Below are 21,211 nucleotides of genomic sequence, written 5' to 3'. Positions count from 1 at the left end.
AGCGACGCAGGAGTCGAGATCCCGGCGGTCCCATCAGCAGGTGTCAGCGGCGGCGCCGACGCATCCCTGCGAGGAAGCCAGCGAGCGCGCCCGCGCCCACCATGCCGGCCGTGCGGACGGGCCCGTCGTTGTGCACGACCACGACCGGGCCGGGGATCTCCGGCAGGTCGTTCGTACGCTCGTCGGCCGCGCCCGGGGCCGTCGCGATCCAGGCGGCGACGAACAGCACCACCTGGGCGACGAGGTTGAAGAAGAACAGCAGCAGGAGGATGGGCCCGAAGATCGTGAACGCGGCCGACCCCGTCATGAGCGGGAAGACGAACGTCATCGCCAGCTTGAGCACCTCGAAGACCACGGCGACGATCACTGCGCCCTTGAACACCGCCCCCGGCGCGGGGGTGAAGTCGTCGATCTCCATCCGCCGGTAGAACCACATGAAGATGAGCACGTCGGCGGCGATCACGATGGCGAAGGTGACCACCGCGACGAGCGGCTTCAACCAGCTGATGTTGTCCAGACCGAGCAGCCCGAGTACGAAGCTCTGCGCGGCACCGCCGACCGTGGTCAGCACCAGGGACACCAGCAGTGCGCCGGCGAGGCTGAACATGGTCACCAGGTTCTGCAGGATGAAGCTGACGATGCTCTGCGCCTTCTCCTCCTCGTTCTTCTCAAACGTCGGGCGCCACTGGGCCTGCACGGCCTCCCGTACATTGCCCATCCAGCTGACACCGGAGTAGATCGCGATCACCAGCCCGACGATCCCGATCGCTTTCCCACTGTCGAGCGCCCCGTCGATGATCGTTGTCGTCAGGTCACCGGGGATCTGTTCGGCAGCCTTCTCCCTGATGGTGTCCAGCGCACCCTGGTTGCCGCGCAGCACGATCGCGGTGATGCCGAAGGCGACCATCAGGATCGGCACGAGCGCGAGGAAGGAGAAGTAGGTGATGGCGCCGGCGAACTGCGGTGCCAGCCGGTCGTTGAACCGGCTGAACGCGGCAATCACGTGCTTGAGCCACGGCTTGGCGAGCAACCGCTGGATGCGGGTGGGGTCCTTCTTGACCTCCGGCTCGTCCTTCCCCACGCCGACCTTCGCCGATTCGAATGGGTCACGACCGTCGGGCCCGGGGATCATCGGCTGCTGCTCCAGCGACGTCGGTGCGGGGGATGCCATCACGGAGCCTTCCGATCGGTGGGATCAGCCTGCGAGGAAGCCGACTCTTTCATAGACGGCGGCGACCGTGGCATCGGCGACCGTTCTGGCCTTGACCGCGCCTGCCGCGAGGAGGCGATCGAGCTCGGCACGGTCGTCGAGCAGCTCGGCCACCCGCGACTGCAAGGGAGTGACGAACTCGGTGAAGACCTCGGCCAGTCGCCCCTTGAGATCCCCGTACCCCTTGCCGTCGAACTCACGCTCCAGATCGGCGATCGACGTCCCGCCGAGCACCGACACCAGGCTGAGCAGGTTCGACACACCCGGTTTGTGTTCCGGGTCGAACCGGACCTCCCGCTCGGTGTCCGTCACCGCGCTCTTGATCTGCTTGACCGAGGTCTTGATCGGCGCCAGCAGATCGAGTGAGCCACCGGGCGAGGACTTGCTCATCTTGGCCGTCGGCTCGGTGAGGTCGTAGACCTTCGCGGTCTCCTTCACGATGTAGGGCTCCGGTACGACGAAGGTCTGGCCGAACCGGGAGTTGAAGCGCTGGGCCAGGTTCCGGGTGAGTTCCAGGTGCTGGCGCTGGTCCTCACCGACGGGCACCTGATCGGCCTGGTACGCCAGGATGTCCGAGGCCATCAGCACCGGATAGGTGAACAGCCCGACGCTGGAGCGGTCGGCACCGTTGCGGGCCGACTTGTCCTTGAACTGCGTCATCCGGCCGGCCTCGCCGAAGCCGGTCTGACATTCCAGGACCCAGCTCAACTGGGTGTGAGCAGGCACGTGCGACTGCACGAACAGGGTGGAGCGCTGCGGATCGATGCCGAGGGCGAGCAGCTGGGCCGCCGCGATCCTGGTGCGATCGCGGAGCAGCGTCGGGTCGGTCTCCACCGTGATGGCGTGCAGATCGACGACGCAGTAGAACGCGTCGTGGGTCTGCTGCATCGACACCCACTGCCGCAGCGCGCCGAGATAGTTGCCGACGTGGAAGGAGTCGGACGTCGGCTGGATTCCGGACAACACCCGGGGGCGGACCGCCGGTGTCCCGGCGGGAGCTCCCGCAGCGGGTGCTCGCTCGGCGGACCTGGTGTTGATCGTGTTCTCGGTGCTCACGGTGGTCCATGTTCTCATCCCGCGCGCTGCCGGTCCGACCGCGTCAGCCGGTCAGTGCCTTCGAGAGCCACTGCGGGTCGTCGAGGTCGACCGCGCGGCCGTCCACCTGGACCCACGGCACACCGCTGACCTTCTGTGCGGTCATGTACGACCGGGTGAGCCGGGCGGTGGCCGCGGCCGTCTTCCGGACCAGCCCTGTGCGGATGGCCGCCACGGATTCCGTACCGGCACCGTGCTGCTGTGCGAGCGTGGCCAGTTGGGCGTCGGAGAGATCGGCGTCCGAGCCCTCGATCGGCTGGTTCCGGTCGTCGAAGATCGCGTCCTGCACGGCCAGCAGCGTCCGGGCGTCGCGGTCGTAGGCCAGCACGGTGAGCAGCGCGGCGATGGCCCGGGTCGAGTAGTTCTTCGAGTGCGACTGCTTGTCGAGGAAGTTGGCGATCCGGAACCGCACTCTGGCCTTGCCCGACAGCGCAGCGGCCGCAATGTCCGGGCCGTAACGCGCAGCGAAGGTGGCGCACGGCGGACACATCGGCTCCTCGTACACGTCCAGGACGATCTTCGCGGACGGTGATCCGACCTCGATGGCGCCGCTGTCGCCCAGGGTGGCCGTGACCGCCGCCGAGGTCGTCGCCCGGCTCGTGGGCTCTGCACCCGAGCGCGTGGTCTCCGGTGGCGTGGTCCTGGTCTCGGGTGGCGTGGTCTCCGGGGGCGTGGTCCCTGGCCCCGTCGGGGCGGGTCGGCTGCTGGTCGTCGGCAGGCTGGTCGTGGCCGGGGTGCCGGCCGATCCGGTGTCGCTGGGCAGAGACGGCCTCTCCACCGAGGCCGCAGTGCGGGCCCCGCGGGCAGCGACTCCGGCAACCTCGCCCCCGCACCCGGCCACCAGTACGGCAACCAACGCCACAGACGTCGCGGCCCGCCGTCCGCGACGGGCCTGCCGCCATCGACGGTTCCCGCCGAGCCCGCCCCTGACCTGCATCCACCCCGTTGTCGTCATGCACGTCATCGTAGGGATGCGGACGTCGGATCCGTGTCGGACGAGCCGGTCACCCGGTCGACTTCGAGCGCGCTCGAAGGCCTACCGTCACAGTCATGACAGCCACCACGTCGATCTCGCTGCCCGGATCGGATCCCATCGATCCCACCTCTCGCGGCACCGAGGTGCTCCGCAGCGCGCTCGCCAGCACACCGGCAACCGAACTACCGGAGCTGACCGTTGCGCTGGCCGGCCTGGCGCCGCTGCCGGCAACGCTGGATCACCCGCTGACCGTCGCGGAGGCGGCCGAACTGCTCGCACTGAGCCCACACACACTGCGCTACTACGAGCGCATCGGCCTGGTCGAGGTCCCACGCGATGCCGGCGGCCATCGTGCCTACGACCTGCCGTCTCTGTCCCGGCTGGTCTTCATCACCCGGCTGCGGCTGACCGGCATGCCGGTCCGGGTGATCGCCTCCTACTTCGAGCTGACCCGGGAGGGCATCGGCACCGAGCCGCAGCGGCTGGCGCTGCTCACCGAGCACCGCGCGGCCCTGCGCCGGCATCTGCACGAGCTGCAGTTCGCGCTGGCCGTCATCGACTACAAGATCGCGACCTACGGCGGCAGCAGCGACTGCGTGGTCGCCTCGGCTGACGACTGACAGTGGTTGCGGGGCACTGAGAGCGAGACCCCGTCGATGATCTGACAGGGTCTCGACGCGCTTCGTCGTTTGCTCCACCACCGAAGGATGGACGCAACCGCTCTACCCGGGGCCGCGGATGAGGGTGGTGCGCAGCCCTCTGCAGCGCCAGACGCGCGGGTGAGCCTGCGAACCCGCGCGTCCAGCGAAGCCTGCACAGCAGCGCCCTCATCCGCGGCACCGAGCCGAAGAGGGCGTTCAGCCGAGGCGGGCCTTGAGGTTCTCATCCAGCGTCGACAGGAAGTCCTCGGTGGTCTGCCACTGCTGGTCGGGACCGACCAGCAGGGCGAGGTCCTTGGTCATCGCGCCGCTCTCGACAGTCTTGATGACGACGTCCTCGAGGGTCTCGGCGAAGGCCGTCACCTCGGGGGTGCCGTCAAGCTTGCCGCGGTGCCTCAGGCCACCGGTCCACGCATAGATCGAGGCGATCGGGTTGGTGGAGGTCGGCTTGCCCTGCTGGTGCTGGCGGTAGTGCCGGGTGACGGTGCCGTGGGCGGCCTCCGCCTCGACGGTCTGGCCGTCGGGGGTCATCAGCACGGAGGTCATCAGGCCGAGCGAGCCGAAGCCCTGCGCCACGGTGTCGGACTGCACGTCACCGTCGTAGTTCTTGCACGCCCAGACGTAGCCACCCTCCCACTTCATCGCGGAGGCGACCATGTCGTCGATCAGCCGGTGCTCGTAAGTGAGTCCCTTGGCATCGAAATCAGCCTTGAACTCCGACTCGAAGATCTGCTGGAAGATGTCCTTGAAGGCGCCGTCGTAGGCCTTGAGGATGGTGTTCTTCGTCGACAGGTAGACCGGGTACTCGCGCTGCAGGCCGTAGTTGAACGAGGCGCGGGCGAAATCGATGATCGAGTTGGTGAAGTTGTACATGCCCATCGCGACGCCGCCGTCGGGGCCGAAGTCGGCGACCTTGAACTCCATCGGCTTGCTGCCGTCCTTCGGGGTGAAGGCGATGGTCAGGGTGCCGGCGCCCGGAACCTTGAAGTTCTGGGTCTTGTACTGGTCACCGTGCGCGTGGCGGCCGATGATGATCGGCTTCGTCCAGCCCGGCACCAGCCGCGGGATGTTCGAGATGATGATCGGCTCGCGGAAGATCACGCCGCCGAGGATGTTGCGGATGGTGCCGTTGGGCGACTTCCACATCTCCTTGAGGCCGAACTCCTCGACGCGGGCCTCGTCGGGAGTGATCGTGGCGCACTTGACTCCGACGCCGTGCTTCTTGATGGCGTTCGCCGAGTCGATGGTCACCTGGTCGTCGGTGGCGTCGCGGTGCTCGATACCCAGGTCGTAGTACTCCAGGTCGACGTCCAGGTAGGGCAGGATCAGCTTGTCCTTGATGAACTGCCAGATGATGCGTGTCATCTCGTCACCGTCGAGTTCGACGACGGTTCCGGTGACCTTGATCTTCGCCATGGTTCTTGGGCCCTTCTCTGCGCCTGGAGTTTGCAGTACGAGCGTACTGCAAGGGGTCTCCGCGCCGACAGTCGGAGGGCTCGTGCGGGCACGCCCGGCACCGCCGGTGCGGGATACTCACCCGATGACCAGCACGACGCGATCCGGCGCGGCCCCGACTGCGGAGCTCTCCCCCACCGGTGCGGCCGGCCCGTTCACCGCGCTGCTGCACGCCGCCCAATGGGGTGCCATCCGCGCCTGGGTCGACGCGGTCCCGCCGTCGATCCTCGCCAGGCCGAGCACCCTGCGTGGGTGGTCGATCGACGAGCTGTTGTCCCATCTGGCAACCAGCGTCGAGACCATCGGCGATCTCCGTCCGGCCGACGAGCGTGACACCGAACCGCCGCTTTCGGTGCTGGCCTACCTGACCGGCTATCAGCAGCGTTCCGCGCTCATCCGGCAGCGATCGACCCGGAAGGCCGCCGCACGCACCGATCGAGGCGGCGAGCTGGATGAGGCCTGGGCGACGGCTGGGCGGACGTTGATCTCGTTGGGGCCTGACGACAGCCCGGTCCGCGCGCCCGGCGGGATCATCCGGCTCTCGGACTTCCTGCTCACCCGGCTCATCGAACTGGTGGTGCACGGCCTGGACCTGCGGTTGTCCGTGCGGGCGTTGGAGAATGCGGGACCGGTGGTCGAACCCCTGGTGCTGCCGCTGGCACTGCGCCGGGTCGCCGCAGCGCTGCGCGCACTGTGCGCCCGAAAGGCCGGTGCGCGGGGCGGGTTCGAGGACGTCTTCGATGTCGGATCCGGCTCGGACGACCTGCACGACGTGCGGCTGGTACTGCTGGCCACCGGTCGTGATGCTGATCGCGCCGAGGTCAGCTCGACCCTGCGGGCCGTGCTGCCGCTGTTCTGAGGCTCAGTTCGCGAACACGGCGAGGCCGATGAACACCGCAGCGATGGTGACCAGGAAGCCGATGTCGAACTGCTTGCTGCGGACGGCGAGCACACCGACATCACGCTCCGCGATGCCGACCCGCAGACCGGATCCGACCAGTGCCGCCACCCCGATCACCACCGATCCGCGCCGCCAGTGTCCGAGGAAGATCAGCCCCAGCCCGACGAGCACGATCACCAGCACGATGATGATCGGCAGCCGACGTCGCAGCAGTGGGTTCACGACGGTGCCCGGGTGCTCAGCCGGCGAGACGTTCGGCGGCAGCGACCACGTTGCCGAGCAACATGGCCCGGGTCATCGGTCCGACACCACCCGGGTTCGGGGCCACGAACCCGGCGACCTCGGCCACGTCAGCAGCGACATCACCGGCGATCCTGCCGTCGATCTTGCTGACGCCGACATCGAGCACGGCAGCGCCCGGCTTGACCATTGCTGCCGTGATGATGCCGGGGACGCCGGCCGCGGCCACCACGATGTCCGCCTGACGGACGTGGACAGCGAGATCGCGGGTGCCGGTGTGGCAGAGGGTGACGGTGGCGTTCTCGGTGCGTCGGGACATCAGCAGCCCGAGCGGGCGGCCGACGGTGGTCCCCCGCCCGACGATCACGGTGTGCGATCCGGAGATCGGCACGTCGAAGCGCCGCAGCAGCTCGATGATCCCGGCCGGGGTGCACGGCTCGGGCGCTGGTTCGCCGAGCACGATCGAGCCCAGATTGAACGGGTGCAGTCCGTCGACGTCCTTGGCCGGGTCGACCCGCGCGAGGATCGCGAACTCGTCCAAACCGGTGGGCTGTTGGACCAGGAAGGCGGTGCAGGCCGGGTCGGCGTTCAGTTCGTCGACGACGGCGTGCACATCGTCCTGCGTCGCCGTCGCCGGCAGCGTGCGCATGATCGAGTTGATCCCGATCTCCGCGCAGTCCTTGTGCTTGAGCCCGACATAGATGGCGCTACCGGGATCGTCACCGACGATCACCGTGCCCAGCCCGGGGACGATGCCCCGCTCCGCCAGCGCGGCCACCCGGGAAGCCAGCTCGCTCTTGACCGCCCGCAGGGTGGCCTTGCCGTCGAGGATCGTTGCTGTCACGGGATCTGATCCTGCCATGTCGACGTGTGGGCCCCGTCCGGGTGCGCCACTCAGCGCTCCGCCGACGGCTCCTGCAGCACCAGTCCGTGCGCTGCGGCGTAGAGCAGCGCCTGGTCGATGTCGACCTTCGCGCCCACCACCTTCGCCGCGACCCAGAACGGTGTGTCGATCCTCGCGCCCCGCAGGTCCGCATCCTTCAGGATCGCCCCGCCGGCGCGGGCCCCGGTCAGGTCAGCACCCGCGAAGGTGCACCTGCTCAGATCGGCGCCGGTGAGGTTCGCCTCCCGCAGCCGGACGCCCGAGAAATCGGTTCCCATCAACCGTTCCCCGGCCAGCGAGCAGAGCGACAGATCGCAGTCGGTCAGGGTGATCGGACGCAGTCTGCAGCTGGTGAAGGTGGATCCCAGCAGTCGACAGCCGGTGAGGGTCGCGCCGTGCCAGGAGGTCCGGTCGAAGGTGCAGTTCACGAAGCTCGAGAAACGGTGCTGCGAGCCGTGCAGCTCGGCGCCGACGAACGAGCAGTCGGTGAAGGTGACCTTTTCGGTGCGGACCTCCGACAGCCCGGCTCCGGCGAAGTCGCAGCTGGTGAAGGTGATGTCGGACAACGACTTCCCCCAGAGATCGACCTCGATGAAGTCCTCGCTCTCGTACGAGGATCCGGTCAGTTCCATCGTCGCTCCCCCGCAGTGTCCGGCCAGTACGTCAGTGGAAGAAGTGCCGGGTACCGGTGAGGTACATGGTCACCCCGGCCGCCTGTGCGGCATCGATGGTGAGGTGGTCACGGACCGAACCTCCAGGCTGCACGACAGCGCGGACGCCCGCATCGAACAGCACCCGAGGACCGTCGTCGAACGGGAAGAACGCATCGCTGGCGGCCACCGAACCGGCCGCCCGCGACCCCGCTCGCTCGACGGCGAGTTTGCACGAGTCGACCCGGTTCACCTGGCCCATGCCGATCCCGACGGAGGCGGCGTCCTTGGCCAGCAGGATGGCGTTCGACTTGACGCTGCGGCACGCGCGCCAGGCGAAGACCAGATCAGCCAGCGTCGCCTCGTCAGCAGGTTCACCCGACGCCAGCGTCCAACTCTGCGGATCATCACCCGGTGCATCGATGCCATCGCGGATCTGCGCGAGGATGCCGCCGGAGATGGCACGGAACTCCCAGGGCTCCGCGACAGCCGAGCGGGGCATCTCGAGGAGCCGGATGTTCTTGCTGCGCGCCAACACATCCACCGCGCCCTGCTCGTATCCGGGCGCGAGCAGGACCTCGGTGAAGACGTCGGCGATCTGTTCCGCGAGCCGTACCGTCACCGGCCGGTTGACCGCGATCACCCCACCGAAGGCCGAGGTCGGATCGCAGGCCAGCGCGCGCTCGTGGGCGAGCGCGATGGCAGCATCGTCCCCGTCCGGGACCGTCGCGATCCCGCAGGGGTTGGCGTGTTTGATGATCGCCACGGACGGTCCGTCGAAGTCGTTGGCCGCCCGCCAGGCCGCGTCGATGTCGACGTAGTTGTTGTAGCTCATCTCCTTGCCGTGCAACTGCGCTGCGGTCGCCAGGCCACCGCGCCAGTGCCGGTACAACGCAGCGGGCTGATGCGGATTCTCGCCGTACCGCAGCGCCTGCTGACGTTCCCACGTGACGCCGGTCCAGGCCGGGAAGGCCGCGTCCTGCTCCGGACTCAACACCGTCCCCATCCACGAGGCGACGCTCACGTCGTAGCTGGCGGTGTGCCGAAAAGCTCTGGCCGCCAGTGCTTTTCGCTCCGCCAGGGTGAACCCGCCCGCGGTCAGCGCGGTTGCCAGCGCCGGGTAGTCGGCCGGATCGGTGACCACGGCGACGCTGGGATGGTTCTTCGCCGCAGCCCGCACCATGGCCGGCCCGCCGATGTCGATCTGTTCGACACACTCGTCGACACTCGCGCCGGAGGCGACGGTCTCGCGGAAGGGATACAGGTTGCTCACCAGCAACTCGAACGGCGCGATACCCGATGCCGCAATGGTTTCCAGGTGTTCGGGGATGCGGGTGTCGGCAAGCAGACCACCGTGCACCTTCGGATGCAGCGTCTTCACCCGTCCGTCGAGGATCTCGGCGAACCCGGTGACGTCCTCCACCTGGGTCACCGGGATCCCGGCACCGGCGATCGTTGCACCGGTCGATCCGGTGGAGACGATCTCGACCCCCGCAGCGTGCAGTTGCTGCGCCAGCTCGAGCACACCCGTCTTGTCGTAGACGGAGACGAGTGCGCGCCGGATCCGGCGACGTCCGTCGGGCGCGGCATCGGTGTCGGTGCGGGCGGTGTCGGTGCTGGGGGTGTCGCTCATGGGGTGGTGACCTTCCTGCCGTCGATGGTCCAACCGTCGCGCGCCAACCGGCCGATGTACTCGACCAGCTGGGCACGCTCGGCGATCTTGATGCGTTCGGTGAGGGTGTCGACGTCGTCGTCCGGCAGGACCGGAACTGCCACCTGCGCGACGATCGGTCCGGTGTCGATGCCGCCGTCGACGAAGAACAATGTCGCCCCGGCGATCCGGACGCCGTACGCCAGCGCGTCGGCCGGGCCGTGCATGCCCGGGAACGCCGGCAGCAGGGCGTTGTGGGTGTTCAGGTACCGGTCGCCGAAGGCCGCCAGGAACTGATCGCCCACCAGCTTGAGAAAGCCTGCGGAGACGATCAGATCAGGACGCTGCTCAGCGACCGCATCGGTCAGGGCGGCGTCCCAGGCGGCGCGTTCGTCGAAGTCACGGACGCTGGTGACGAAGGTGGGGACACCGGCGTCGGCCGCCAATTGCAGCCCACCGGCGCTGCGCCGGTCGGCGCCGACGGCAACGACCCGTGCGCCGTAGCCGGGATCGCTCTGCGCCAGCAGCAGCGCGGCCAAGTTGGATCCGCCGCCGGAGATCAGCACCACGACCCGACGGACGGAGTCAGTCGGCGCATCGCTGTCGCCGTCGGCCGCGGTGCGCGGATCGGCGGGAACCGGTTCGGTCACACGGGAATCCTGGGTCACACGGGTCTTCCGGTCGCGGCGGGCAGGTGGGTGCGGCTGTTCGGGTGATGGCCGAACCCGGTCCGGACCAGCCTAATGAGCGGTGTCGAGGGGGTGCGGCCGGGTCCCCGCCCCGGTTGTCCGCTCCTCTGATCCGACCTCGTCGGGCAGGGCCTTGTCGGGCAGGGCCTCGTCGGGCAGGGTCTCGTCGGGCAGGGTCTCGTCGGCCCTGAGCTCTGCCGTCCGGGTCTCGGCAGGTAGATCCCTCTCACCGGGTGCGGCATCGTTCGGTGCTGCTTCCACCGAGTGCGCCACACTGTCGGCTGCTTCAGGCCCCGGCTCCGGTTCCAGCTCGGTCTCGGACTCCGGCTCCGGCCTGGACTTGGACTCCGGCTCGAGCGCCGGCTCGGGCTCGGGCTCGGGCGGCGGCGCATCGGTGTCGGCGGCCGGTGCGGCGTCGGCGTCCGGGTCAGTGTCGGTGTCCGGTTCGGTATCCGGTTCGGTGTCGGTGTCGGTGTCGGTGTCGGTGTCGGTGTCGGTGTCGGTGTCGGTGTCGGTGTCGGTGTCCGGGTCAGTGTCCGGGTCCGTGTCCGGGTCCGTGTCCGTGTCCGTGGCCGGCTCTGTGTCGGTGTCCGGATCGATGTCGGTATCCGGTTCGGTCGTAGCGGTGTCGGGGGCCGGGTCCGCCGTCTGCGCACGTTCCGCGCGCACTGCCGCTCGCGCCGACCGTCCGCCGCTGTCCGGAAGGACGCAGAGCGCGCCGGCGACCAGTGCCACCAGCACTGCGACCACCGCGGCGAGCGGGCCCACCGGGACGGTCAACACCAGCGCTTGGCGGCCGACCAGTCCTCCGCCGGCGATCGCCGCCAGGGCAGCCGTCCCGATCCCGGCAGCCGCAGCCGCAACCGCGACCGCCAGAGCCCGATCGGCGGTGTCCGCCAGCTGCCGCCGGATCCGCACACCGGCGGCCACTGCGGCGGCCAGCGGGAGCAGGAGCCAGCCGAGGGCGATCGGGTCGAGAGCGTGCGCTCCCGGCATCGCGGCGAACAGCGGCATCGCGGGTAGCTCGGTCGCGGTGGTGTCCAACGGCGAATAGCTGCCGCTGGCGAACCGGAAGCCCACCAGACCGGCATAACCGGCCCCGGCGACTGCGGCATTTGGCAGCAACGCAAAGCCAAGCACCATCATCCCCAGCCCGCCGCCGAAGGTCGGGGCGATCTGTCTGGAGAGCTCGATGGCCGTGGGGAGATCGAGCAGCAGACCCACCCCGACGGCGAGCGCCCCGGCCGTGAGGAGGGCCGCGACGACTCCGACGGCCCCGCGGACTCCTGCACGCAGCGCCGGTGGCGCGGTGCGCAGCAGCCGCCGCCATGCCTTGCCACGCAGCATCGCGGCGCCCAACCCGATGACGGCGCCGAACACGATGGGCGCCAGCGCCTCTGCCGGATCAGTCGGTCCCGACGGAGCCAGCGCCGAGACCGTCGCAACGATCACCACGCTGTACACCAATCCGGCGACCAGCGCGCCGACCGCCTCGTCGGCCGCGGTCAGGCTGTCGTCGGCGCGGACCGCGGCCGACGCGACCAGCGCCGCGCAGCCGAGCGTGAGCAGCAACGGGGCGAGGGTGACGGTGATCCCGCCGATGGTCGGGGTGATGAAGTTGGCAGCCCCCAGTGCGGCGAGCGCCCCCTGGGCAACCGACCAGGCCGACCCGCTGGCGGGGGTCACGGCCCAGATCAGCAGACCGAGCCCGAATGCCAGAACGACAGCAGCACCGGCGGCGACCGCCCCACGCACCACACAGAGTGGTACGTGACGGACGAGCGCCGCCGGTGCTGTGCGTCGGTTCAAGACCGGTTGCGGTCCGTCGGTTCGAGAGGTGCGTCGGTTCAGAAACGAACCTGCTGGGTCGCGTCGGGGTTGTCGTCGTCCCCGTCGCGCTTGTTCAGATCCGGAGCCCCGGCGGCTTCTGACGGGGTGTCGGACGGCGCGGAGGTTCCCGGGTCGGTGCCGGTCTCGCTGCCGCGGTAGATCGCGGTCTGCTCCTCGGGTGCGCCGGCGGCGGGGTACCCGCCATAGCCGGTCGGACCGGTCGTCGGAGCTGCGCCGGGGTAGGAGGAGGCCGGAGCGCCGTAGGACGGCTGCGAGGCGGACTGTCCCTGCGACGACGGCTGCCCTGAGTAGCCGCCGAAGGACTCGGACGAGGAGCTGCCCGACGGGCTGCCCGACGACGAAGGCCCGCTGAAACCGGACTGCTGGCTGGGACCCTGACCGGACGGGGCGCCCGGACCGTAGCCACCCTGGCCCATCTGGGCACCGAACTGCTGGGTGCTCACGGCCACCGAGCCGTCGGCGGTGGCCTTGACCACGCCGGCGTCGAAGAGCCACAACGCGACCGCGGCCGCGGCCTGGAAGAACCCGACGATCAGCGTCAGGATGAAACCGATCTTGACGCCCGTGACGGCGATCAGGGTGAACAACGTCACCAGCCACGTGACCACCGAGATGACAGCAGCCGCATAGCCGGCCTTGGGGGCCTTCGGCAGGATCGGCCCGATGGCCAACAGGCCGCCGATCAGGAACAGGGCCGGAATCCAGGCGAGGCCGCTCTCGTATGAGTTGGAGCTGACGCTGCTGTACTCGGAGTCGCTCCCGACGAACGGCAGGAAGCCCCAGATGAAGTTCAGCAGGCCGAGACCACCCACTGCGAGCGGCAGGATCCTGCCGAGGTCGAGCGGCTTCTTCGGGGTCTGCGGTGCGAACTGCGGCTGGCCGTAGCCACCGGGACCCTGGGGGCCACCCTGACCCTGGGGGCCACCGGGACCGAACGAACCGGGGCCACTCTGGCCGGGACCCTGGGGGCCACCCTGACCGGGGCCGGGACCCCACTGACCGGGAGGCGGACCATAGGGGCCGGGACCCTGGGGGCCCTGCGGACCCTGGGGTGCACCGCCCTGCGGGGGACCGTACGGAGAGCTCATGGGAGTACCTACCTCACTGGGATCGAAATCTCGTCGTGGTCAACCTACCCGCCGCGCCTGAACGGCGGAGCGGACTCGCGGAACCCGCAACTCCCGGATGTACACGGGGCGGATCGACGATCCGGTGCACCACCGCGCGCCGCCTGACACCGCGCACCACCGGATCGCCCAGCCGAAGCACCCGGCCACCTGCGCGTCCGCCAGTCGTATGCCGGACAGTCGTTCCGGGGCCTTCGGACGCCCGTTTCTGACCATCGGGAATGCGGCCGGGGTCGGCCGCAGCGTTCACCGACAACCGTCACCACTGACGACAGTCATCACGAACGAACGACAGAACCCGCCGACCGCAGCGAAGCGGTGCGACGGGCTCGTCGAAAGCGTTCGGATCAGCGCCGAACCGGGCTGATCAGGAGGACGCCAGCAGCTCGCGCATCAGGTTGGCGGTCTCGGTGGGGGTCTTGCCGACGCGAACACCGGCGGCCTCGAGGGCCTCCTTCTTCGCCTGGGCGGTTCCGGCGGAGCCGGAGACGATGGCGCCGGCGTGGCCCATGGTCTTGCCCTCGGGGGCGGTGAAGCCGGCGACGTAGCCGACGACCGGCTTCGTCACGTGCTCCTTGATGTAGGCAGCTGCCCGCTCCTCGGCGTCACCACCGATCTCGCCGATCATCACGATGGCCTTGGTGTCGGGGTCGGCCTCGAACGCGGCGAGCGCGTCGATGTGCGTGGTGCCGACGATCGGGTCGCCGCCGATGCCGATGGCGGTGGAGAAGCCGAGATCACGCAGCTCGTACATCATCTGGTAGGTCAGCGTGCCCGACTTCGAGACCAGGCCGACCGGACCGGAACCGGTGATGGTGTGCGGTGTGATGCCTGCGAGCGACTCGCCCGGGGTGATGATGCCGGGGCAGTTCGGCCCGATGATCCGGGTCTTGTTGCCCTTGTTCTGGCAGTACTGCCAGAACCACGCGGAGTCCTGCACCGGGATGCCTTCGGTGATGATCACCAGCAGCGGAATCTCGGCGTCGATGGCCTCGACGACAGCGTCCTTGGAGAAGGCCGGCGGAACGAAGGCGACGGAGACGTTCGCCCCGGTCTTCTCGATGGCCTCGGCGACTCCTGCGAACACCGGCAGTTCGACGTCGGTGCCCTCGGCGTTCTTGTGGGTGACCGTGGTGCCGGCCTTGCGGGCGTTGACGCCTCCCACGATGTTGGCACCGGAGTCCATCATCAGCGCGGTGTGCTTGGCACCCATCCCGCCGGTGATGCCCTGGACGATGATCCGGGAGTCCTTGTTCAGAAAGATCGACATGTTCTTGAGATCCCTTACTTACCAGCAGCTTTGGCTGCAGCGAGATCGGCACCGGCGTCCATCGTGTCGGCCAGGGTGACGAGCGGGTGGTTGCGGTCGTTCAGGATCTGGCGACCCTTCTCGACGTTGTTGCCGTCGAGCCGGACGACCAGCGGCTTGGTCGCAGCATCGCCCAGCAGCTCGAGCGCACCGACGATGCCCTGGGCGACCTCGTCGCACGCGGTGATGCCGCCGAAGACGTTGACGAACACCGCCTTGACCTGGTCGTCGGACAGGATGATGTCGAGTCCGTTGGCCATCACCTGGGCGTTGGCGCCGCCGCCGATGTCGAGGAAGTTGGCGGGCTTGACGCCGCCATGGTGCTCACCGGCGTACGCGACGACATCGAGGGTCGACATGACGAGCCCGGCACCGTTGCCGATGATGCCGACCTCGCCGTCGAGCTTGACGTAGTTGAGGTCGAGCGACTTGGCCCTGTTCTCCAGCGGGTCACCGGCGGCATCGTCGGCGAGCGCGGCGTGATCGGGATGACGGAAGCCGGCGTTGTCGTCCAGGCTGACCTTGCCGTCGAGCGCGACGACCTTGCCGTCGCCGTCCTTGACGAGCGGGTTGACCTCGACGAGCGTTGCGTCCTCGGCGACGAACGTCTTCCACAGGCCCTGCAGGACCTCGATGACCTGGTCGCGGACCTCGGCGGGGAACTTGCCGGCATCGGCGATCTCGGCGGCCTTGGCCGCGTCGACGCCGGTGATGGCGTCGACCGGGATCCTGGCGAGCGCGTCGGGGCGCTCCTCGGCGAGCTGCTCGATCTCCATGCCGCCCTCGTGCGTGGCCATCGCCAGGTACGTGCGGTTGGACCGGTCGAGCAGGAACGAGACGTAGTACTCCGCCTCGATGTCGCTGGCGGGGGTGATCAGGATCTGGCGGGTGATGTGGCCCTTGATGTCCAGGCCCAGGATCGCTTCGGCGTTCTGCCGGGCGGCGTCGATGCTCGGCGAGAACTTCACGCCGCCGGCCTTGCCGCGGCCACCGATCTTGACCTGCGACTTCACCATCACCGGCGGGCCGTACTTCTCGGCTGCGGCGACAGCATCTTCGACGGTGGTTGCGACGGTGCCGGCGGGTGCCGGAACGCCGTGCGCGGTGAACATTTCCTTGGCCTGGTACTCGTACAGGTCCACATGTGCTCCCGAGGGTTCGATGAACGCGTCAGCGGTCAGCGCGACGTCGATTCACATCGATCCCTGCGGGCGATGACTTCACGCCGGAGCAGGCCGGTCGCGCCGTGGACCGCCGCGACAAACCCTACTGACGCGGACTGCGCTGGACGAATCCGCGTGCGGTGAGCTTTCCCACCCCGACCGTCGGCCGGAGCGTCAGCCCTCTTCCTTGAGCGAGGAGCGCACGCTCTCCCGCATCTCGTGGACACCCTCGTTCACCGAGCCGATGGCCTGTCCGACCCCGTCCAGGATCTCCTTCACCTGATCGGCATTGGTCTTCCAGCCGGTGTAGGTGGTGTTGTACGTCTCCATCTCGTCGCCGTCCCAGTCGGCCTTGACCTTGACCACGAAGTTGTCGAGATCGGACAACGTGGAGGTCAGGTCGGTCATCAGGGTGCCGATGTTGCTCTTGACGGTCTTGCCGCTGTCCTCGTTGAACGCGAAAACGCCTGCAGTCATGGTCGTTCCTCCCAGCCTCATGGACGTGACACGCCCGCAGCCACTCATTTGATCGGTGCGTACCCGGGACGGCCGTATCGGCCGCTCCCTGTCTGCTCCGACGCTAGCGCTCCCGGATCGGTTTCGGCCGGTTGTCCACATGGGGAGCGCTCCCCATGGCGGCTTCCCGAGCGAGGGTGCCGACCCACCCGGCGGTGAGGATGCCGATGGCGAGGATGGCCAGCACCGCGAGGCACCCCAGGTACCAGCCCCAGGGGCGGACGAATCCCGGCGCGCCGACGATGCCCGACGGAACGATCAGCCGGGAGGCCAGCAGGATCGCCGCTCCGACCACAGCACCGAGGACGACTGCCGCCGACCGCGCGACCGCTATCAGCACCGCGGCCACCGTGGCTCCGAGGACGAGCAACCAGCACGTCCAGGCGGCGTCACCGGAGAAGAATGTGGATGCAGCGCCCAGCGGCAGCTCCCACCCGGTGAAGGAGGTACCCAGCAACGCCAGTGCGATCACCGCTGCGGCCATCGACCAGCGGCGGCGACGCTCGGCGTCCGCAGCATCGTCGTCCGGGCCCCAGGTCAGCTCCTCGCTGCGTCGAGAGAGAGCGGTGCTCGAACAGGTTGCAGCAACGAGCCCGAGCGCCAGGGCCGCGACCAACAACCAGACCCCGTGGCCTGAAGTCCAGACATCGACCTCGAATCCTGCGGGCGCGTTGCCCGACAGCGCCTGGGCGGCCTGGGCCTGACCCGTCGACAAAACCGCGAGGCTGGAGAGCGGCCCGGCGACTGCGACCAACGGCAGGACCACCACCAGCACCGATGCCGTCCTGGCAGCAGCTACCACCGACTCCCGCCGCAGCACCCGCCCGAGCACCACCACGAGCGCGCAGCCGATCAACGAGACCCCCGCGACGATCGCCGGGACGGCAAGCACGCTGTCGACACCGGACCCGACCACCGGGCCGGTGCGCAAGAAGTTCTTCTGCTCGGATCCCGGCGTGCGACCGTTGATCAGCAGCATCCCGGAGGCCGGCGCCAGGAGCGCCGCAACGCCGGCGAGCGCTGCCAACCCCGCGCCGATCAGACCGATCGGCTCACTGGGGCGCGCCGCGTACGGGGCTGTCGTGCCAGCATCCGGGCCGGCGAGGGCAGCAGCAGGACCGGACCGTGTCGATCCGCGAGAATTCGCGGCGGCAGATTTTGCGGCGGCAGACTTCCCGGCGCCAGACTTCCCGGCGCCAGACTTCCCGGCGCCAGACTTCCCGGCGCCAGACTTCGGAGCAGCAGACTTCCCGGCGCCAGACTTCCCGGCGCCAGACTTCGGAGCAGCAGATTTGCCGGCGGCAGACTTCGGAGCAGCAGACTTCGGAACGGCAGACGTGCCGGCAGCGGCTGCCCGCGAGCGGCCCGGGGCGGCGTCCAGCTGGGTGCGTCGCGTCGACGCCGCGGGGACTGGGACTGGGTCTGCCCACCGCACCGCACTGAGCACGCCGGCGCCGATCATCACGAGCAGACCGATCGGCAGCAACAGCGGCGCCGTGGCGAGCGCGGTCCGCGCCCCACCGGAGACCGCCAGCACCGCAGTCAGCATCGGCACCAGGAACATCGCCGCCGCGCCGGCGAGCAGTGCGGTCGCCATCGCGCGGGGGAACCCGGCGGCCCGGATCACCACACCCGCCGACAAGAGCGCCAACAGGAACGGCCCGAGCGTTGATCCGAGATCCGATGGGATGGCATAGAAATCGTCGAGGTAGCCGCCCACGTACGGGACCTGCACGGTGAGCACGACCGCGATCGCCACCCCCAACAGTCCGACCGCCACCATCCGGACATTCACCGACGCCACCGGCGATCCGGTCTCGGCGGGAACCGGGTCAGGTCGGGAACCGAACGAGAACGCCGTGTCCGACGAAGACCTGGACTGGGTCCCGGATCCGTCCGGGGCCTGCCCTACCGGGGCCAGCCGGCCGCGCACGCTCCGATCGGCGGCGCGCAGTCCCAGCACGCCGCCGGCCACCAGCAGCAGATCCCCGACGATCAACAATGCCGCGCCGAAGAAGGACGCGCCCATCGGATGCACCTGGGTGCTGCTCGGGAAGTAGAACTCGGGCCTGACCACCTGGGCCGGCACGACGAGCACGAAGAGATCCGTGAGCAACCGCACCACCGCCAACGCCCCCGCTCCCGCCGCGAAGGCAGCACCGAGACGGGGCCGGACGATGGTCACCACGGCCGCGAGGATCCCCGGCAGCGCCACCACCCAGACTGCGGCAGGGACGGACGTCGCACCGGTCGCGCCGCTGGTCTGGATCACCCCGACCGCGCCGGCACCGCCGATCAGCAGAGCGCCCAGCAGCAGTGCCGCGGGGGCGAGCAGCCGGTGCACGACGGGGGGCTCCGCGGACGGCTGCCCGTCGACGGTGGGATCGTCGGACGGGAGGGAAGCCACACCGCGACGGTAGCAATCCCGACGCCTGCCGCTGGTCCCGCCGGACCGACAGGCGGTCAGCCGGTCAGCCGGTCAGCCGGTCAGCCGGTCAGCCGGTCAGGCCCGAGGATCAGGGCCGGCGACCGGGACGGATACCGTTCGGTCTGTGTTCACGTCCGCTTCCATGACGGTGCTCGGCTTCGGGCTGCTTCTTGCTGCCGTCACCGGAGGGTGGGCGTACCTGCGCCGCCCGTCGGCCCGGTGGCAGATCGTGGCGGCCGGCGTGCTGCAGGTGGCGGTGCTCGCCCAGTCGGTGATCGCCTGGTTCCGGGCACCCGGCGCCGGGCTCGGCGAAAGCGTCACCTTCATCGCCTACTCGATCGGTATCCTCGTCCCGCTACCCGCGGGCATCTGGGCCGCGAGGGTGGAGCGAACCCGGTGGGGCTCGACCGCACTTGCCTTCACCTGCCTGGTCGTCGCCGTGATGACCCTGCGGTTGTACCAACTCTGGAGGGTTCGTGGTTGAGCCAGCACCGTCCGAACCAGCACCGTCCGAACCAGCACCGTCCGAACCAGCACACTCGGAGCGCGCCGCCGGCTCTCCCGACCTGGGCAGCACCGAGCTGGAGAGCACCGAGCTGGAGAGCACCGAGCTGAGGACCCCCGATGGGACCGGCACCGCGATCGATCCGGCACCCGCCAGCGACGGTCCGCGGCGGTTGTTGTCCGTGGTCTACGGAATCTTCGCGCTCGCGGCGACAGCGCGGGCCGGCGTCCAGCTCGCGACCCAGTTCGACGACGCGCCGCTGGCCTACTCACTGTCGTTGTTCTCGGGTCTGGTCTACATCGCCGCAACGGTGGGTCTCGGCAGCCGGCAACCGTGGTCGAGGCGGTTGACCTGGGTGGCCGTCGTCATCGAGCTGGTGGGTGTGCTGACGATCGGCGCGGCCTCACTCATCGATCCCGGCGCCTTCCCGCACGACACCGTCTGGTCGAAGTTCGGCTACGGCTACGTCTTCATCCCGGTGATCCTGCCGCTCGCCGGGCTGTGGTGGCTGTTCAGCTCGCGCGATCAGCATCGGCATTCGTCCCGGATCCGTTGACCTGCATCAGTTTCTGCAGGGACACCACGCTCGCCGGGGACACGGCGGGTTCCGGATCCTGGGTCACCCGTCGAACGGCCAGGCACATCGCAGCTGCGAACAGACACAGGGCCGACGCCACGTACCACGCGAGGTCGTAGTTGCCCAACTTGTCCCGCACCAGGCCGGTCAACCCGGCTGCGATGGCTGCGCCGATCTGGTGGGAGGCGAACACCCAGCCGAAGACCACTGGCCCCTGATCACCGAATGCCATGCGACACAGGGCGATCGTCGGTGGAACGGTGGCGACCCAGTCCAATCCGTAGAACAGGATGAAGACGAACATGCTGGGGTGCACCGAGTTCGCGAACAGGCTCGGTAGCACCAGCAAGGACGCGCCGCGGCCCAGGTAGTAGATGCCCAACAACCACCGGGGATCGAAACGATCGGTCAGCCAGCCGGAGAAGATGGTGCCCACCACGTCGAAGATGCCCACGAGTGCCAACAGACCGGCAGCCGCCGTCTGGGCCATCCCGTGGTCGTGGGCGGCGGGGATGAAGTGGGTGCCGACGAGACCGTTGGTGGTCATCCCGCAGATCGCGAAACTGCCGACCAGCAGCCAGAAGACGCCGCGTTTCGACGCCATCCGCAGGGTGCGCAGTGCGACCACGGCGGGATTCCCGCCCGAGCGCCGCGGGACCGTCACTACCGCAGCAGGGTCAGCGGCACCGGAGATGGCCTCGCCGTAGGCCCGGACGCCGATCGACGCCGGCGAGTCGTGCAGCTTCCACACCACCACCGGGATCACCAGCAACGCTGCAGCGGTGGTGACGGTGGCCGCCGTGCGCCAGCCGTGCTCGGTGGACAGCGAAGCCAGCAACGGCAGGAACACCAGTTGCCCGGCGGCGGCCGCCGCCGTGAGCACTCCCGAGACCAGGCCCCGCTGGGCGACGAACCACCGGCCGGTGACCACGGCCACGAACGACATCGCCATCGCACCGGTGCCCAACCCGATGACCACCCCCCAGCAGAGCAGTAGCTGCCAGGGCTGCGTCATCCAGATCGGTAGCACCGATCCGACGGCGATCAGCAGCAGCGCAGCGACGACGACGCGCTTGATGCCGACCCGGTCCATCAGGGCCGCGGAGAACGGCGCCGCCAACCCGTACAGCACGAGGTTGATCGAGACGGCCGAACTGATGGTGCCCATGGACCAGCCGAACTCCATGTGCAGCGGTTCCATCAGCACGCCGGGTACCGAACGGAACCCCGCCGCCCCGACTGCGGCGAGGAATGCGGCAGCGGCAACCCACCAGGCAGGGTGGATCCGGGGGTCGCGCGTCGGTGCGAAAGCGGCTCCGGCAACTG

General features: G+C 69.1%; 20 protein-coding genes. 5 read left to right on the top strand and 15 right to left on the bottom strand.

Annotation, left to right across the window (positions count from 1 at the left end; translation table 11 throughout):
* Positions 1-43: 43 nt before the first annotated feature.
* From ABLG96_RS06940 to ABLG96_RS06930, 3 genes are all read right to left on the bottom strand, one after another.
* Positions 44-1,171: a YhjD/YihY/BrkB family envelope integrity protein gene (locus ABLG96_RS06940; protein ID WP_353650640.1), complete on the bottom strand. Its 1,128-nt coding sequence runs from the start codon at positions 1,169-1,171 to the stop codon at positions 44-46.
* Between the two features lie 24 nt (positions 1,172-1,195).
* Positions 1,196-2,176, bottom strand: coding sequence for a tryptophan--tRNA ligase (trpS, locus tag ABLG96_RS06935; RefSeq protein ID WP_353651415.1), 981 nt, complete (start codon positions 2,174-2,176; stop codon positions 1,196-1,198).
* A 133-nt stretch (positions 2,177-2,309) separates the two neighbouring features.
* Complete coding sequence (locus ABLG96_RS06930) at positions 2,310-3,260, bottom strand: thioredoxin domain-containing protein (protein ID WP_353650639.1); 951 nt, start codon at positions 3,258-3,260, stop codon at positions 2,310-2,312.
* 95 nt (positions 3,261-3,355) lie between these two features.
* On the opposite strand from ABLG96_RS06930, the gene ABLG96_RS06925 reads away from it, so the two are divergent.
* Positions 3,356-3,901, top strand: coding sequence for a MerR family transcriptional regulator (locus ABLG96_RS06925; protein WP_353650638.1), 546 nt, complete (start codon positions 3,356-3,358; stop codon positions 3,899-3,901).
* Positions 3,902-4,138: 237 nt separating this feature from the next.
* On the opposite strand, the gene ABLG96_RS06920 is transcribed toward ABLG96_RS06925, so the two are convergent.
* Positions 4,139-5,356 (bottom strand): NADP-dependent isocitrate dehydrogenase, encoded by a 1,218-nt coding sequence (locus ABLG96_RS06920; RefSeq protein ID WP_353650637.1) that lies wholly within the window; start codon positions 5,354-5,356, stop codon positions 4,139-4,141.
* 124 nt (positions 5,357-5,480) lie between these two features.
* On the opposite strand from ABLG96_RS06920, the gene ABLG96_RS06915 reads away from it, so the two are divergent.
* Positions 5,481-6,254 carry a maleylpyruvate isomerase N-terminal domain-containing protein gene (locus tag ABLG96_RS06915; protein WP_353650636.1) on the top strand — a complete coding sequence of 258 codons (774 nt, stop codon included), beginning with the start codon at positions 5,481-5,483 and terminating at the stop codon, positions 6,252-6,254.
* A gap of 3 nt (positions 6,255-6,257) precedes the next feature.
* Here the strand turns inward: ABLG96_RS06915 and ABLG96_RS06910 are convergent, their stop codons facing one another.
* The 10 genes from ABLG96_RS06910 to ABLG96_RS06865 all read right to left on the bottom strand — a co-directional run bounded on the left by ABLG96_RS06910 (position 6,258) and on the right by ABLG96_RS06865 (position 16,336).
* Complete coding sequence (locus ABLG96_RS06910; RefSeq protein ID WP_353650635.1) at positions 6,258-6,518, bottom strand: DUF3017 domain-containing protein; 261 nt, start codon at positions 6,516-6,518, stop codon at positions 6,258-6,260.
* A gap of 16 nt (positions 6,519-6,534) precedes the next feature.
* Positions 6,535-7,380 (bottom strand): bifunctional methylenetetrahydrofolate dehydrogenase/methenyltetrahydrofolate cyclohydrolase, encoded by an 846-nt coding sequence (locus tag ABLG96_RS06905; protein ID WP_353650634.1) that lies wholly within the window; start codon positions 7,378-7,380, stop codon positions 6,535-6,537.
* A gap of 50 nt (positions 7,381-7,430) precedes the next feature.
* A complete protein-coding gene (locus tag ABLG96_RS06900) occupies positions 7,431-8,051 on the bottom strand; it encodes a pentapeptide repeat-containing protein (protein WP_353650633.1) in 621 nt (206 codons plus the stop codon).
* A 31-nt stretch (positions 8,052-8,082) separates the two neighbouring features.
* Complete coding sequence (purH, locus tag ABLG96_RS06895; protein ID WP_353650632.1) at positions 8,083-9,702, bottom strand: bifunctional phosphoribosylaminoimidazolecarboxamide formyltransferase/IMP cyclohydrolase; 1,620 nt, start codon at positions 9,700-9,702, stop codon at positions 8,083-8,085.
* On the bottom strand, positions 9,699-10,289 hold the full coding sequence (purN, locus tag ABLG96_RS06890) for a phosphoribosylglycinamide formyltransferase (RefSeq protein ID WP_353651414.1): 591 nt from the start codon (positions 10,287-10,289) through the stop codon (positions 9,699-9,701). The genes purH and purN overlap by 4 nt, the downstream gene beginning before the upstream one ends.
* 171 nt (positions 10,290-10,460) lie before the next feature.
* Positions 10,461-12,164 carry a DUF6350 family protein gene (locus ABLG96_RS06885; RefSeq protein ID WP_353650631.1) on the bottom strand — a complete coding sequence of 568 codons (1,704 nt, stop codon included), beginning with the start codon at positions 12,162-12,164 and terminating at the stop codon, positions 10,461-10,463.
* Between the two features lie 92 nt (positions 12,165-12,256).
* Positions 12,257-13,348 (bottom strand): DUF5336 domain-containing protein, encoded by a 1,092-nt coding sequence (locus ABLG96_RS06880; RefSeq protein WP_353650630.1) that lies wholly within the window; start codon positions 13,346-13,348, stop codon positions 12,257-12,259.
* 406 nt (positions 13,349-13,754) lie between these two features.
* Positions 13,755-14,657: a succinate--CoA ligase subunit alpha gene (gene sucD / locus ABLG96_RS06875; RefSeq protein WP_353650629.1), complete on the bottom strand. Its 903-nt coding sequence runs from the start codon at positions 14,655-14,657 to the stop codon at positions 13,755-13,757.
* A 14-nt stretch (positions 14,658-14,671) separates the two neighbouring features.
* Positions 14,672-15,838: an ADP-forming succinate--CoA ligase subunit beta gene (gene sucC / locus ABLG96_RS06870; protein ID WP_353650628.1), complete on the bottom strand. Its 1,167-nt coding sequence runs from the start codon at positions 15,836-15,838 to the stop codon at positions 14,672-14,674.
* Between the two features lie 195 nt (positions 15,839-16,033).
* Entirely contained in the window at positions 16,034-16,336 is a 303-nt protein-coding gene (locus ABLG96_RS06865) for a WXG100 family type VII secretion target (protein ID WP_353650627.1), read from the bottom strand.
* A 685-nt stretch (positions 16,337-17,021) separates the two neighbouring features.
* Between ABLG96_RS06865 and ABLG96_RS06860 the strand changes: the two genes are divergently transcribed.
* The 3 genes from ABLG96_RS06860 (at position 17,022) to ABLG96_RS06850 (ending at position 19,864) form a co-directional block, all read left to right on the top strand.
* Positions 17,022-18,047, top strand: a complete 1,026-nt coding sequence (locus ABLG96_RS06860; protein WP_353651413.1) for a pentapeptide repeat-containing protein — start codon at positions 17,022-17,024, stop codon at positions 18,045-18,047.
* 880 nt (positions 18,048-18,927) lie between these two features.
* Positions 18,928-19,287: a hypothetical protein gene (locus tag ABLG96_RS06855; RefSeq protein ID WP_353650626.1), complete on the top strand. Its 360-nt coding sequence runs from the start codon at positions 18,928-18,930 to the stop codon at positions 19,285-19,287.
* The gene (locus tag ABLG96_RS06850; protein WP_353650625.1) at positions 19,280-19,864 is read left to right on the top strand and encodes a hypothetical protein; all 585 of its coding nucleotides are present in this window, start codon (positions 19,280-19,282) and stop codon (positions 19,862-19,864) included. Before ABLG96_RS06855 ends, ABLG96_RS06850 begins: the two co-directional genes overlap by 8 nt.
* Here ABLG96_RS06850 and ABLG96_RS06845 read toward each other — a convergent pair.
* Entirely contained in the window at positions 19,821-21,170 is a 1,350-nt protein-coding gene (locus tag ABLG96_RS06845; protein WP_353651412.1) for an MFS transporter, read from the bottom strand. The genes ABLG96_RS06850 and ABLG96_RS06845 overlap by 44 nt on opposite strands.
* Positions 21,171-21,211 lie beyond the last annotated feature (41 nt).

It is taken from the genome of Nakamurella sp. A5-74 (assembly GCF_040438885.1).
GTDB lineage: Bacteria > Actinomycetota > Actinomycetes > Mycobacteriales > Nakamurellaceae > Nakamurella.
The sequence above is the reverse complement of the archived record's forward strand: the minus strand, read 5'-3'. Positions and strand labels throughout refer to the sequence as shown.